This is a genomic window from Rhizobium pisi, assembly GCF_003938655.1.
Lineage (GTDB): Bacteria > Pseudomonadota > Alphaproteobacteria > Rhizobiales > Rhizobiaceae > Rhizobium > Rhizobium pisi.
In genome coordinates this window covers 54,515-68,437 of sequence record NZ_RJJT01000012.1, presented here as the reverse complement: position 1 = coordinate 68,437, position 13,923 = coordinate 54,515, and the positions used below count along the sequence as shown (strand labels likewise).

The 13,923-nt window shown below is 60.3% G+C and carries 12 protein-coding genes; 6 read left to right on the top strand and 6 right to left on the bottom strand.

Annotation, left to right across the window (positions count from 1 at the left end):
* Position 1: 1 nt before the first annotated feature.
* From EFD55_RS18130 to EFD55_RS18105, 6 genes are all read right to left on the bottom strand, one after another.
* On the bottom strand, positions 2-1,714 hold the full coding sequence (locus tag EFD55_RS18130; RefSeq protein ID WP_125846436.1) for an amidohydrolase: 1,713 nt from the start codon (positions 1,712-1,714) through the stop codon (positions 2-4).
* Between the two features lie 56 nt (positions 1,715-1,770).
* Entirely contained in the window at positions 1,771-3,327 is a 1,557-nt protein-coding gene (locus EFD55_RS18125; protein WP_205909794.1) for an aldehyde dehydrogenase family protein, read from the bottom strand.
* Between the two features lie 2 nt (positions 3,328-3,329).
* Positions 3,330-4,127: an ABC transporter permease gene (locus EFD55_RS18120; protein WP_125846435.1), complete on the bottom strand. Its 798-nt coding sequence runs from the start codon at positions 4,125-4,127 to the stop codon at positions 3,330-3,332.
* Positions 4,124-4,975, bottom strand: coding sequence for an ABC transporter permease (locus EFD55_RS18115; RefSeq protein WP_125846434.1), 852 nt, complete (start codon positions 4,973-4,975; stop codon positions 4,124-4,126). Before EFD55_RS18115 ends, EFD55_RS18120 begins: the two co-directional genes overlap by 4 nt.
* Before the next feature lie 3 nt (positions 4,976-4,978).
* Positions 4,979-6,019 (bottom strand): ABC transporter ATP-binding protein, encoded by a 1,041-nt coding sequence (locus tag EFD55_RS18110; protein ID WP_125846433.1) that lies wholly within the window; start codon positions 6,017-6,019, stop codon positions 4,979-4,981.
* Between the two features lie 74 nt (positions 6,020-6,093).
* Positions 6,094-7,200 carry an ABC transporter substrate-binding protein gene (locus EFD55_RS18105; protein ID WP_125846432.1) on the bottom strand — a complete coding sequence of 369 codons (1,107 nt, stop codon included), beginning with the start codon at positions 7,198-7,200 and terminating at the stop codon, positions 6,094-6,096.
* 156 nt (positions 7,201-7,356) lie between these two features.
* Between EFD55_RS18105 and speB the strand changes: the two genes are divergently transcribed.
* The 6 genes from speB to EFD55_RS18075 all read left to right on the top strand — a co-directional run bounded on the left by speB (position 7,357) and on the right by EFD55_RS18075 (position 13,923).
* Positions 7,357-8,403 carry an agmatinase gene (gene speB / locus EFD55_RS18100; protein WP_125846431.1) on the top strand — a complete coding sequence of 349 codons (1,047 nt, stop codon included), beginning with the start codon at positions 7,357-7,359 and terminating at the stop codon, positions 8,401-8,403.
* Between the two features lie 77 nt (positions 8,404-8,480).
* Positions 8,481-9,380 (top strand): LysR family transcriptional regulator, encoded by a 900-nt coding sequence (locus tag EFD55_RS18095; protein WP_165504869.1) that lies wholly within the window; start codon positions 8,481-8,483, stop codon positions 9,378-9,380.
* Between the two features lie 159 nt (positions 9,381-9,539).
* Positions 9,540-10,487: a LysR family transcriptional regulator gene (locus EFD55_RS18090; RefSeq protein ID WP_205909795.1), complete on the top strand. Its 948-nt coding sequence runs from the start codon at positions 9,540-9,542 to the stop codon at positions 10,485-10,487.
* A gap of 339 nt (positions 10,488-10,826) precedes the next feature.
* Positions 10,827-11,930 carry a polyamine ABC transporter substrate-binding protein gene (locus EFD55_RS18085; protein WP_125846429.1) on the top strand — a complete coding sequence of 368 codons (1,104 nt, stop codon included), beginning with the start codon at positions 10,827-10,829 and terminating at the stop codon, positions 11,928-11,930.
* 26 nt (positions 11,931-11,956) lie between these two features.
* The gene (locus EFD55_RS18080) at positions 11,957-13,027 is read left to right on the top strand and encodes an ABC transporter ATP-binding protein (protein ID WP_125846428.1); all 1,071 of its coding nucleotides are present in this window, start codon (positions 11,957-11,959) and stop codon (positions 13,025-13,027) included.
* Positions 13,028-13,032: 5 nt separating this feature from the next.
* Positions 13,033-13,923, top strand: a complete 891-nt coding sequence (locus tag EFD55_RS18075; RefSeq protein WP_125846427.1) for an ABC transporter permease — start codon at positions 13,033-13,035, stop codon at positions 13,921-13,923.

Here is a 13,923-nt window from a genome sequence, read left to right as displayed (position 1 = left end):
GTCAAGCTTCCTGACCGAGTTCGGTCTCGACCTGCATCTTTGGTTCAGGCCCGTAGGTGAGCCGCCCCCCACAGATCGTGTAGCGCGGCGCGACATTGGCCATTTCGTCGGGCTCAATGGCTTGAAGATCGTGATCCCAGACGACAAGGTCGGCGACGAAGCCAGGCTTCAGCTGGCCCTTCCAGGATTCGGCGAATTCGGCATAGGCACCCCGGACAGTATAGGCGTCCAGCGCCTCCATAAGAGTCTGCCGATTGTCCGGCTGATCGTCGGTCCAGGGCTTACGCGTCATGGCGGAATGAATTGACAGCATCGGCGACACTGGAGAAACCGGCCAGTCGGTCGAGAAGATCAGGTCGATGCCGGCGTCGCGAATGGCGCGCCAAGCGTACGAGCGCGCCCAGTTCTCGCGGCCTATCCGCGACAGCGTCGGTTCGAGTGGCAGGCCCACCTGGCCAGGTGGGACGGTGGGTTGCATGGAGGCGACGATCTTCATCTTCGCCATGCGGGTAAGATCGTCGGCGCGCACCACTTCGATGTGCTCGATCCGGTGGCGGCTGTCGCGTTGGCCGTTGCTGGCTTCGGCCGCCGCGTATCCGTCGATCACGTTGGCGACGGCGCCGTCACCGATGGCGTGGACGGCAATCTGCAGCCCGCGCTTGTCCGCCTCCATGCAGACACGGTCGAAAGTCACTTGGTCGAAACGCGGCTCACCTTTCCAGCCGGGCCGGTCGGCATAATCGTCGTACATGACGGCCGTGTGGGAATCGAGAACGCCGTCCATGAACATCTTGACGGTGCCGGAATTTAGCCATTCGCCATTGAAGTCGCCCTGCATCTGTGCGGCCTTGTCCATCTGCGTAACGATGTCGCCGCCGGTATAATGAAAGGGAACACGTCCACGGCAGATCAGCCCGCCCTCGGCCTGGATTTCCGACAGGAGCTCCAGTTGGTAACGATTGCCGTCCATGTTCTGGAAGCTCGTGATGCCGTGGGCGACGAGATGCTGAAGGCCGCGCTTCATGAGGGCACGGTCGTAGGCGCGGTCGGCAGCGCTGGGTGCCGGATCCGGTTCGTCGCCGGTACTGAGGCCAAGAAGATCGCGGCCCCCGTTTGCCCCAAGAGCGATGACATCGTCGAAGGCGTAGTGCTCCCGCAGTTCGCCGGTCGCGAGACCGTCCTCGCCCATCACGATCTCGTTGCCCGGCGGGAGGGTGCGGCCCTCCAGAATGCCTGCCTTTGTCAGCGCGATCGTGTTCGCCCAGATGGTGTGATGGTCCGGCGACATGACGGCCAGCGGCCGGTCCGCCAGAATCGAGTCGAGAACGTGGCGGTCCACACCGCGGTTGTCGGCGAGAATAGTGTAGTCGCACCCGTTGGCGAGAAGCAGGGGCTCGGCCGGCTTCGATGCTGCGTAAGCCAATATCGAAGCCTTCATGGCGTCATATCCCTTGACGTTGAACAGCGTGAGCTGGTCGAGTTCGCTCGATCCTCCGAACAAGTGGATATGGCTTTCGTTCATGCCGGGCGTGACCGTTGTGCCACCTGCATCGATCATTAGCGTTGCTGAGGTGCGATAGGCCTCGATCTCGCTGGCATTGCCCACGGCCAGAATGCGGCCGCCGGCGATCGCAATCGCTTCTGCCTCGGGTTGGTCCGGGTTCATGGAGAGAACGCGGCCATTGGTGATAATCATCTCTGCTGACGCGGTCATGATGTTTCCTCTAAAGGGTGCGCAAAGGATCGGCGCTTTCTGATCCCCAACCGCGCTCACGCGGCGCGGGTAATGTGTTTGACGCCCCGATAGGCCGATAACCCCCAGGGACCCAGTTCACGACCGATACCGCTCGCTTTAAAGCCACCCCAGGCAGTGTTGGGGAAGATCATCTGGGATGTGTTTACCCAGACATGGCCGGCGTCGAGGTTGCGTGCCACTGCAGCCGCCGCGTCGCCGTCGGTTCCGACGACGGTGGCGGCCAGTCCGAAATCGGTGTCATTCGCCAGGGCGACTGCCTCGTCGGTGCTGGTGAAACTACGAATCGCGAGGACAGGCCCGAAAATCTCTTCTCTCCACAACGGATGATCAGTAGGTACGTTGCGGTAGATGGAGGGTTCGATGAAGAAGCCCTGCCGGCCAGGGACGGCGCTGCCGCCCGCGATGCAGTCCAGCCCGTCGGCGCGCGCCTTCTCCAGAACGGCCTTCACCTTGGCAAACTGTTCAGGGGTCGTCAGCGGTCCAATTTGCGCGCCCGGATCTTCGTGACCCGCTACTATAAGCTGGTCTGCTTTGCCAAGAAGCGCTGTCGTGAAGTCCTCGGCGATCCCTTCGGCCACCAGCAGCCTTGAGGTTGCCGAGCACATTTGTCCGCAATTGAAGAAAATGCCGGCAGCTGCAATCTCCACCGCCTGGGCAATGTCTGCATCTTCGAGAATGATGATCGGGGACTTTCCGCCAAGCTCCAGCGACACCGGAACGATGCGGCTGGCGGCCGCGGCCATGACCCGACTGCCGGTCGCGTTCGATCCTGTGAACGAGATCTTGCGGATGCGCCGATCGGCGCAAAGCGCCGCGCCGATCTCCCCGCCGCCAGGGATGATGTTCAGCACCCCTGCAGGAAGGCCAATCTGTCCGGCGAGATCGGCGTAGACCAATTCGGCAAGCGTCGTGAATTCGGAAGGTTTGATAACAGCGGTGCAACCTGCCGCAAGCGCCGGCGCCAGCTTCCAGGCGGTCGTCACCATCGGGAAATTCCAGGCGACGATCAGGCCGACTGGCCCAAGCGGTTCGAAATGGGTAGCGCCCGCCAGCGTGTCATCGCCAAGCGCCACCGACCGACCCTGCTCCGCGTCGAGGTCTTTGGCAACACCTGCATAATAGTCGAATGTTGCCGCAGCATCGTCGACATCGATTTCGGCCTCGTAGCGGGGCTTTCCGTTGTTGAGCATCTGTAGGGCGACCAAGTCCGCCTTCCGGTCCCTAAGTCCCGCCGCAATGGCCGACAGGAAGCGGGATCGCTCGCCGCCGCTCGTCCGTCTCCAGTCGGCAAAGGCCCTTTCCGCCGCTTCCGTCGCCTCGCCCACTTGATCGGGAGAGGCCGGAAGGAAACTTGAAAAGGCCTTGGCGGTGGAGGGGTCGATGGATATCATCGGCGCAGCAGCCCGGCCGACCTGCCAGCGGCCATTGACGAACACGGCCTTCGGCCGGTCCAGCAAATCAGCCGGCACGTTCAGGTGCTGCGGGCGGGAAAATGTCGTGGTCACGGCTCTGGTCTCCATTTCAATGAGTCTAAATTGGTGTGTGCCGGCAATAGTTTGCTGTTCGTCCACCCTCAATTGCGATAGGCGCCCAGAAATTTCGGCAAGTCTCCAAAACGCGCGACCAGCGAGAAAATGACGATGGTCAGGATGACGAAGAAGATCGAGGCGGAAGCCATAACGGGCGTGTAGCCGTAGCGGAGCGAGTTGAAGATCCGCATCGGCAATGTCTCCAGAACGGCACCGACCGTCATGTAGGCGATCAGATATTCGTTCAGGGAGACGACAAAGGCGAAGGCGAAGCCGGAGATCAGGTAGGGTCGGATCAAGGGCAAGACGATGGTGCGCAGAATTACGCGGTTGTCGGCACCCATGGTCGCGGCGGCTTCCGGCAGGCTTGCGTCCAGGGTGCTGAAACCGAGCGTCAGGGACACGAGCGGCAGGGACACGAGAAAGATGCCGTGACTGACGATGACGGTAAAATATTGCCCATAGAAGCCGGTTTGGGTCCAGAAGGACAGGAAGCCAAGCGCCGTGATCACCGGCGGCAGAAGAAAGGGAGCGAGGCCGATCGTGGTGACGACCTTTACCCAGCCCAGCCGGTAGCGCCAGTGGAACCAGGCGATCGGAAAGGCGATCGCGACCGCGAAGGCTGCGGAGAATAGCGCGATGATCGCGCTGTTAAGTACGGCGCCTGACCAGTCGGCCGAATGGAAGAGATCTCCATACCAGCCCAGATTGAACCCCTGCGGCGGAAAGGTGAGCGACTTCTTCTCGTTGACGGAGACGCCAAACACGACGAGCAGTGGCGCTGCCATTATGATGCCGAGCAGGCTGAAGGCAATGCGGCGAAGGGAGACCTGGCTTATCATGCGCGCTCCTTGCGACCGAATTGCACGACGGTGATCACGATCAGAAACGTCACGATCACCAGGAACACCGCAAGCGCTGCGGCGAAGGGGATATTCGACTGCACAAGCGCCTGGTCGCTGATGGCGACCGACAAGGTCCAGTGCTGGGGACGGCCCAGGATCTGGGGCATTAGATAGGTGCCGAGCGTGAAGACGAGCAGCATGAGAAAGGTCGTGACGATGGTGTTGCGTTGCATGGGCAGCACGACGCCGAAAAAGGTCCCGAGTGGCGACATGCCGAGCGTTCGTGCGGCTTCCTCGATATGCGGATCGACTCGCGACAGGATCGGATAGAGCACGATAACGGCATAGGGGAAAGCGGTGTAGACGACACCAGCCACGAGCGCCGGAAGGCCTGGTGTATAGGAAGCCGGCTTATCGATGAATCCGATGAAGACCAGAAAATTGCTGATCCCCGCAGTGCGTGACAAAAGTGTCGACCACGCAAAACCAATAATCGATTCCGACAGCGACAGGATGGAAAGCAGGAAGATCAGCCAGCAGATCTGCGTCGCCCGCGGCGCATTGACCAACAGGTAGGAGAAGGGAAAGGCGATCACGATCGCGATGGCGGCAACGCCGAAGGCCAAGCCGAAGGTCGCAACGAGCAACCCCATGAAGAAGGGGCTGAGCAGGCGCTTGTAGTTCGCAAGCGTGAACGCTGATGCAGAGGCGCCAAAGCTTGAATTCTCATGGAACGAGGTCAGGACCATCGTGCCGAAAGGCACGACGAAGAACACGACCAGAAGCGTTGCTGGTACAATGATCGGGAGATATCCTGGGATGGACCGTGGGCTTGAGGCGTTCATCGATCACCTCAGGACGACGCAGGTCGCGCCGTTGACATGAACGTGCACGGGCCGACCCACCGTCAGGCCGCTCTCGTGCCGAGAGGGGAGGGCGACGACCACGTCCTTTTCCATGCCCTCGACGGTAACGTTGACCTCGATGCCGGACCCCAGATGGCGGGTGAAGGCAATGTGACCGAAGAAGCTGCTGTGGCTGGCCTCGTCATGAAGCTCGAGATCTTCGGGGCGGACGGAGAAGGTGAAGGCGCCCGATGTCGGCGCCTCGTTAATCGCGACTGTGCCCCCGGGAACGCCGACGCGCCCGGGCGAGACGACACGGCCCTCCATCAGGTTCGCCGCACCGATGAAATCGGCAACGAAGGCGTTGGCCGGGTTGCGGTAGATCTCCAGCGGCGGGGCAACCTGCTGGATTATGCCGCCGGACATCAGCACCACCAGGTCGGCGGTCGTCATCGCCTCCTTCTGGTCATGCGTGACCAGAAAGGTTGTGATGCCGAGCTCCTGCTGCAGGCGCTTGAGCTCGACCTGCATCGCCTCGCGCAGCTTGGCATCCAGCGCCGACATTGGCTCGTCGAGGAGGAACAGTTTCGGTTTGAGTGCCAGGGCGCGGGCGATTGCTACACGCTGGCGCTGGCCACCCGAAAGCTGCGTGATGGACCGGTCGGCGACGCCCGGCAGGTGAACGAGTGAGAGAAGCCTTTCCACCTCCATTTTCTGCACGTGCTTCGACGCGCCGCGGATGCGCAGGGCGAAGGCTATGTTCTCACTGACGGAGAGATGCGGGAAAAGTGCAAGCGACTGAAACACCATGCCGAAATTGCGCATATGGGCAGGCTCGTTGGTAATGTCGCGCCCGTCGAGAAGGATCTGTCCCCGCGAGGCATCCTCGAGGCCCGCGATTATCCGCAGCAACGTGGATTTGCCGCAACCGGACGGCCCCAGAAGGCATAGAAATTTCCCGTTCTCCACATCGAGGGAAATGTTGCTTAAGGCGTTGATGGGGCCATAGGCCTTGTTGATTTCGCGGATAGCCAGTCCGGACATATCTTCCTCCGGCAGGGCACGCTGAAAGCGCCACCTGCTTTACGATTGCTCGCGGCCAAAACGCAGCGCGGCGGTCAGCCCTGCTGCATCTCTGTCCAGACCTGATTGATGAATTCTGTCTTCAGCGCCTGCATCTCGTAATGCGGCCTTATCGGATCGATATCGGAGGAGACGGAATCGAATTCCTCGTCCGTTAGATCCATCGTTGACCGCTCGACGACCGGCGCGCAGCCGAGTTTACGGGCAAGCTTCGCCTGGGTCGAGGGCTGCGACATGTAGTCCATGTAGACATAGGCGAGATCGAGCGACGAAGCAGCAGCCTTCGTCACCGCCCACGTGCCGTAGTCATAGATGCCGCCTTCGATGGGCATGGTGGACCGAACGTGGAAGCCGTCCCGCACCGCCAATCTCGTCACGTCGTGGAAATACTGGCCCATGGGGATTTCACCTGATTTCAGCGCCTGTTCGAACTGCGCTTCGTCCCGGTACCAGAGGCGCACATTCGGCTTCAGCTCGCCGACCTTGGCTGCCACCTCGCGGATGCCGTCGTCGGTGTCGAGATGCTTGATGCCGCCGAAATAGACTTTGGCCGTGACTTCCAGGAGATATGAGTTGCCGACATTGGCGAGAAGACCAAGGCTATCCTTATATTTCGGGTCCCAAATGTCCTTCCAGGACTTTGGGGCTTCCGGATAGACATCTGTGTTGGAAACCAGCGTGACATACCAGCTCGTGGCGCCGATCGCGACGATCTCGCCGTTGGCATTCTCGCGCACCAGTTCCGGCTTGATGTATTTGATGTTGGGGATCTTCTTCGGGTCAAGCGGCGCCCAGAGTCCGGAATTCGAACCGCGGATGACGGGAACGCCCGCCATCATCGAGATGTCGACCGGCGACTTGCCGGCCTTGGCCGCCTGCTCAAGCTGGATCAGCCAGACCTCGCCCGTCGGCTCGCCCACACTCTCGACCGCGATGCCGGTGGCGGCAGTGAAGTCCGGAAAAATTTCGGCGTCAAACGTGTCCTTGAAGTAGCCGCCATAAAGACCCACGCGCAGCTTTTTTTCCTGCGCCCGTGCGATACTCGGAAACCCGCTGACAATGGGTGCCAGAGCGAGCCCCGACAGACCCTTCAGCATGCTGCGACGTCTCACGGATGTGTTTGATGTGCTTTCAATCGGCATGACGTTCCCCTGCATTTCTTGGATTTATCGAGGGAATGTCACCGATCGACTTGCGCAAATACATGACAATTTCCGCGCGGACACTTCGGGAAAACCCGAACTATTTCGAGGCGGAGGTCCACTATGGTCGGTCGTGTCATGAGGAGATTTTTTTCAATGGTGGACCAGGCGCATCTCGACGCACTTCGAGCCAAATATGGCAACGCCTCTGGCGGCGATATTTTCGAACCGCATTTTCGGGAGGTGGCACAATCGCAATTCAAGGGCGGCGACAAGCGCAAGTGGCCATTCGCCGGCGTTCCGACGCTCCTCGACGCGCCCAGTTTGCCGGAGGCTCAAGACGACGAGCATTTCGGCGGACTGGATATCGCACTGGTCGGCGTGCCCATGGATCTCGGAGTGACCAATCGCAATGGCAGCCGTTTCGGCCCGCGCGCCTTGCGCACCATCGAACGTATCGGTCCTTACGACCATGTCCTGCGGACGTCGCCGATGAGCAACGCGAAGATCGCTGATATCGGCGATGTCCCGATGCTCAGTCGCTTCGATCTTGCCCAGTGCCACAGAGAAATCGAGACATTCTACCGCAGGCTAGCCGGAGCAGGCGTGCGGCCTCTTAGCGTAGGCGGCGACCATTCCATCACGTCGTCGATCCTCAAAGCGCTTGGTGAACAGGAACCTGTGGGTCTCATTCACATCGACGCACATTGCGATACGGCAGGTCCTTACGAAGGAACGAAGTTCCAGCACGGTGGGCCGTTCCGCCTGGCGGTGCTTGATGGAGTCCTTGACCCGCGCCGCACGATTCAGATCGGGATCCGCGGCCCCGCCGAATATCTGTGGGAATTTTCTTACGAGAGCGGCATGACGGTGGTGCACGCCGAAGAGGTCGGCCAGGCCAATCTGCCCCGTCTGATCGAACGGGCGCGCGAGGTCGTCGGCGACGGCCCAACTTATGTCTCCTTCGACATCGATAGCGTTGACCCGGGCTTTGCACCGGGCACGGGAACGCCGGAAGTGGGCGGCCTCCATCCGAGGGAAGTCCTTCAGATCCTGCGCGGGCTGAACGGCCTGAACATCATCGGTGGCGACGTGGTCGAAGTCGCCCCACAATATGATGCGACGACCAACACGGCGCAGATCGCCGCGCAGGTTCTGCACACGATCCTCTGTCTGATGGTCAACAGCGGTCAGGTCGATTGAGCTTAGCGACACGGATGCACACGCATCAGGGCAGGTCGGGGGTTTGCGCTTCCGTGCGTTTGGTGCAATCTGTTGTCATGAAGATATCTGGTTCCGACCTTCACTTGTTTCGTGTGTTCGAAAGTGTCGTGCGCAATGGCGGTATCTCTGCGGCCCAGATGGAGCTCTCGCTCAGTCAGCCGACAATCTCCAATCATCTGACTGCGCTTGAGCAGCGCCTGGGAGTGAAGTTATGCGAGCGGGGACGCCGCGGGTTCTCCCTGACGGACGAGGGACGGCGGGTTTATGACATCAGCGTGGAAATGGGAGAGATGCTGGACGCGAGTTCGGCGCGTTTGTCATGCCTGCGAAGCGCTCTTGCAGGAAAGGTGAGCCTCGGCATTGTGGACTGCCTGGCGACGGACCCGCGTCTGCGTCTTTCCGGCGCGATCGCCGAACTCTCGAGAGCTGCGCCTGAAATCGAACTGAACCTCAAAATCATGCAGCCGAACCACATCACAAGAGCGGTCGCCGCAAACGAGCTGGACGTGGGCATCGGCGGTTCCGACATTAAGGTGTCAGGCCTTTCTTACCGGACCCTGTATCGCGAGGAGCACGCGGTTTTCTGCGGATCTGGCCATCCGCTGTTCGATGCGACGGACGACGCGATCACGAGTGCGGATTGCTACAAATATCCTTGGGTCCACCGCGGTTACTGGAACGGCGTCGCGAACCAACGCCTCCACAATTCCATCCTGAACCGCATGGCCTTCGACATCGAAGCGGAGATGTTGATGGTGTTGTCAGGCGCCTATCTGGGCGTTCTGCCGGTCCACTATGCGAGCCTCTTCGAAGGGCAGGGGCGCCTGCGCCGGCTGCCCATAGCAGATGAGGACTATTTCGCCGACATCGACCTTGCCATACGAACGAGCGAGCAGGCTGCAAATGTCAGCTTTGTCGCCGAGGCAATCGTCCGGGCGCACGGCTTACATTTGTAAAAGTCAATGTATCGGTTCATTGAACGATATTTTTAGCGGCGCTGCCGCCGATCTAGTCTGGCGCCCGGGCGGATGGAGGCTCTGGGCGAGACGAAGTCTTCCCCGGATACTCTGCTCTGCTCACCGGTGGGGCGCGCCGACGACGAGTGGGGACGGCAGATGCAAAAGTGCGAAGGTAACACCCGCAATCTGATTTCGGTCGACAATGCCGACATCCGTCTTATCCGAATATTCATCCGGGTCGTGGAAGCCGGAGGCCTATCGGCGGCACAGGCCGATCTCAACCTCTCCCTTTCCACCATATCGGGAAAGATAACGGCGTTGGAGGAGAGGCTCGGCGTCACTCTCTGCAAGCGGGGTCGCGGCGGTTTCGAACTCACCGAAAGCGGCCGTTTGATCTTCGACGAATGCCAGCGGCTCTTCGGTTCGCTCGACCAATTCAGCCGGAAGGTGTCCGGATTGCGCTCCAATCTCAGTGGTAATCTTGCCATCGGCCTGGTCGACAACACGATCACCGATCCGGTATCGCCCCTCGTGCGGACCATCGCAAAGCTCGCCGAAATCGCGCCGGCCCTCCACCTCTTCATTGAGATGAAATCGCCGGGTGAATTGTTGCGCGACGCCGTATCGCGAAAGCTCGATCTCGTCGTCGGCAGTTTTCCGCGTATGGCGCTGGGCCTGGCCTACATTGACCTCTATGACGAGACGCAGAATTTTTACTGCGGGGAGGGTCACCCGCTGTTTTCCATGCCTGATGAGAAAATTGGCATCGACGAGGCGCGGACGCACCGGATCATCGGGCGCAACTATTGGGGTGCCCGCGACATCAAAATCTTCGCAATCAGCAGTCCGCACGCGACAGTATCCAGCATGGAGGCTGAAGCTCTCCTGATCCTCTCTGGCTGCTATCTCGGCTATCTTCCCGAACATTATGCCGCGCAATTCGTGCGCGCCGGACGGATGAGACTGATCCGGCCGAACCTGTTTTCCTACAAGGCGAAGTTCCAGGTTGCGACGCTGGAGGACTGGAAAAGCCGTCCAACTCTTCGGGCCTTTGTCGATGTTATCAAGACCACGGTGAATGCCGCAGCGATCCGAGCCGCTTAGCGCCAGTTTCAAACGATGGCAAAGGCGGTTTCTGGCGGGAAATTCTTGACGACATGAGACCGATCGAGCGGCTGGGCCCGCAGTGCCTAGGCGGCACCGCTTTGAGGACGAGTCTGACACCGGACGGGCGCGAAGTCTGCCGACAAGCTAGATACGCGTAGGAGCGGAGCGATGACAAATAAAGGCCGCGGGGCAGGGGAGTTTGGTTGATGAGGTGTAGCCCTTCACTTCGGGAAATCACGAACAAAATCCCCGGGCTGTTACCGTAGATAACTTCAGTGTTGTTCGTCAGGCAAATCGCGGTTTGCTTGATGACATTCTCTTCGGGAGGAAATCTTGATGGCAAGATCGCTGCGTCGGACTTTCAATCGGCTTCTCGCCGCAGGCTCCATGTTCATTCTGTCGGTGACAGGCGTCCATGCGACACAGTTGTTCATATTCAATTTCTCGGACTATTTCGCGCCGGACACCATCTCCAAGTTCGTCGAAAAGACCGGCATCGATGCCCGGGTTGATTTCTTCGATTCCCTCGAGGTCTTGGAAACGCGCCTGCTTGCGGGCGGCAGTGGCTTCGACGTCGTCTTTCCCAGCGCAACGGTCGGTGAGCGCCTGATTGCCTCCGGCGCGTTGCAGCCGATCGACAAGAGTAAGCTGAAGAATTACGGCAACCTCAATCCCGAGCTCCTGAAGATGCTTGGCGAGCATGATAGCGGGAACACCTATCTCGTTCCCTACATGTGGCTGACCACGGGAATCGCCTATAATCGCGCCATGATCGACGCGAGGCTTCCCGATGCGCCCGTGAACAGCCTCGCCATGGTGTTCGACCCGAAGATTGCGGCAAAGTTTGCCGACTGTGGCATCGGTATCGTGGATGCGCCGAATGAAATTATCCCGATGGCACTCAACTATCTCGGGCTCGACCCCTATTCCGCGAGGGAGGAAGACTTGCAGAAGGCACAGGACCTGCTGATGGCCCTTCGGCCGAATGTGCGGCACATGCAAAGCGGCAAGCTGATCGCGGACATGGCCTCTGGACAGCTCTGTCTAGCCGTCATGTGGAGTGGCGACACGGGGATTGCGGCCGCGCGGGCGCAGGAGGCGAAGACGGGTCAGGATGTCCGCTATTCCCTCCCGAAGGAGGGCACAATCGTCTCCTTCGATACGCTCGCGATCCCCGCCGGTGCGGCCAATGTCGAACAGGCGCTCCAATTCATCGACTACATTCTCGATCCCCGGGTAATTGCCGATATCAGTAACGCAGTCTTCCTTGCCAATGCGAATGCAAAAGCCACGCCGCTCGTGAGTTCCGAGATCACCAGCGACCCCAACATATACCCGTCCGACGACGTCAGGGCGAAGCTCTTCGCCGACCGGTCCCTGCCGCCCCGCCAGAATAGAGAGCGGACCCGGGTTTGGACCACCTTCCGCGCCGGCAACTGAGCGCGCAATCGTTGAGAGCGGTGGATATGCAGCAGTCTTATTTGACGGTCGACGGTCTGAGCAAGACCTATGGAAGCTTTGTTGCTGTCAACGGCGTGTCGCTGGATGTCGGCAAAGGCGAATTCTTCTCGCTTCTCGGGCCTTCTGGCTGCGGGAAATCAACCCTGCTGCGCATGATTGCGGGCTTTGAGACGCCGACCTCGGGTCGTGTGCTGCTGGACCAGTCCGATGTTACCACGGTGCCTGCTGACAAGCGTCCGACCAATATGATGTTCCAGTCCTATGCGCTCTTTCCACATCTCGACGTCGCGAAAAACATCGCTTTCGGCCTCGTGCAGGAGCGGCTGCCTAGAGCCGAAATCGACAGCCGCTTGGCCGATGTCGCCCGCAAACTGCAGTTGAAGGTCTTGCTAGACCGGAAGCCCTCGCAGCTTTCGGGCGGCCAGCGGCAACGCGTGGCCTTGGCTCGAGCGCTGGTCAAGCGCCCGAAGATACTGCTGCTCGACGAGCCGCTGGGAGCGCTCGACAAGAATCTGAGAACCGAGACCCAGGACGAGCTCGTTCGCCTGCAGAAGGATTTAGGCCTCACCTTCGTCATCGTGACGCATGACCAGCACGAGGCCATGACAGTATCATCACGCATCGCCATCATGCAGTCGGGCCGGGTGCTTCAGGTCGGCTCACCTGAAACGGTGTATGAGGCCCCCATCTCCCGCTATGTCGCGAAGTTTCTCGGGGAGGCCAACATCTTCGAGGTGGCGACCGCCAAGCCAGAAGGCGGGCAGGCGCGGCTGACCCTGTCTGGATTCGACGGCCAGTTCGGCGCCCGGCTGCCGGCCGGCGTTTCGCCGGATGGTCCGCTCTGGCTATCGGTGCGGCCGGAGCGCATCGAGCTTGTTCGCGGCGGGCCGGGCCTTCCAGGCGTGATCGAGGACATCACATACACCGGCGTACAGCGGCGCTACCGCGTGCGCCTAGTAACGAACGCGACGCTCGACGCCTTCAAGGTCAATTTGGGCTGCGACGACGATCTTGCCGTCGGGGTTTCCGTCGTCGCACGGTGGGCGGATGACGCTGCTCACCTGCTCGGGGAGTGAGCGCAATGATCGCCCCGCATCGGATTCGCCTCGGCCAAAGAATTCTGATCCTGTCGCCCTTCCTGTGGCTTGGCATCATGTTTTTGCTCCCGACCATTCTGGTGGTGGCGATCGCGCTGTCGTCCACGCGGGTCGGCATGCCGCCTTTCGAGCCGCTTTTCAGTTGGGATGGCGTGCTCCTGTCGATCAAGCTGAACTTCGAGAACCTGCAATTCGTGCTGCGCGACGGGCTCTATGCGCGCGCCTACCTGAACAGCCTGAGGGTCGCGCTGGTCGCAACGATCATTACGCTTCTCATCGCCTACCCGCTGGCCTACGGTATTTCCCGTTGTAGCCGTTCCTGGCGTTCGGTCCTGGTCTTTCTCGTCATCGTGCCGTTCTGGAGTTCGCTGCTCATCCGCGTTTATGCGTGGATGGCGATCCTCAGCAGTGACGGGCTGCTGAATGCCGCCCTGCAGGCCGTGGGGATAATCGGTCATCCGCTGCAGATTATGAACACACAGACGGCGGTTTATGTCGGCATCGTCTACACCTATCTCCCCTTCATGATCCTGCCGATCTATTCGAGCCTGGCGGATGCCGACCGAACTCTTCTGGAGGCTGCCCGCGACCTCGGATGCACGCGCTTCGGAGCTTTTTGGCGCGTCACTTTTCCCTTAAGCCGTTCTGGCGTGGCGGCCGGATGTGCGCTCGTCTTCATTCCGGTCGTCGGCGAGTTCGTCGTTCCCGACCTGCTCGGCGGTGCTGATACGCAGATGATCGGTCGCACCATCTGGGTCGAATTCTTCAACAACCGGGATTGGCCGGTCGCTGCCGCGGTTACGGTGCTCCTGCTGCTGCTTCTCGTCATCCCAATCAGCTTGCTGCAATCGCGGCTGTCCAAGATGAGGGTCTAG

Coding starts and splice junctions, on each gene's coding strand:
- EFD55_RS18110 (WP_125846433.1), bottom strand. CDS start 6,019: ATGTCCGGACTGGCTATCCGCGAAATCAACAAGGCCTATGGCCCCATC.
- EFD55_RS18120 (WP_125846435.1), bottom strand. CDS start 4,127: ATGATAAGCCAGGTCTCCCTTCGCCGCATTGCCTTCAGCCTGCTCGGC.
- EFD55_RS18090 (WP_205909795.1), top strand. CDS start 9,540: ATGCAAAAGTGCGAAGGTAACACCCGCAATCTGATTTCGGTCGACAAT.
- EFD55_RS18105 (WP_125846432.1), bottom strand. CDS start 7,200: ATGCCGATTGAAAGCACATCAAACACATCCGTGAGACGTCGCAGCATG.
- speB (WP_125846431.1), top strand. CDS start 7,357: ATGGTGGACCAGGCGCATCTCGACGCACTTCGAGCCAAATATGGCAAC.
- EFD55_RS18080 (WP_125846428.1), top strand. CDS start 11,957: ATGCAGCAGTCTTATTTGACGGTCGACGGTCTGAGCAAGACCTATGGA.
- EFD55_RS18085 (WP_125846429.1), top strand. CDS start 10,827: ATGGCAAGATCGCTGCGTCGGACTTTCAATCGGCTTCTCGCCGCAGGC.
- EFD55_RS18130 (WP_125846436.1), bottom strand. CDS start 1,714: ATGACCGCGTCAGCAGAGATGATTATCACCAATGGCCGCGTTCTCTCC.
- EFD55_RS18115 (WP_125846434.1), bottom strand. CDS start 4,975: ATGAACGCCTCAAGCCCACGGTCCATCCCAGGATATCTCCCGATCATT.
- EFD55_RS18095 (WP_165504869.1), top strand. CDS start 8,481: ATGAAGATATCTGGTTCCGACCTTCACTTGTTTCGTGTGTTCGAAAGT.
- EFD55_RS18075 (WP_125846427.1), top strand. CDS start 13,033: ATGATCGCCCCGCATCGGATTCGCCTCGGCCAAAGAATTCTGATCCTG.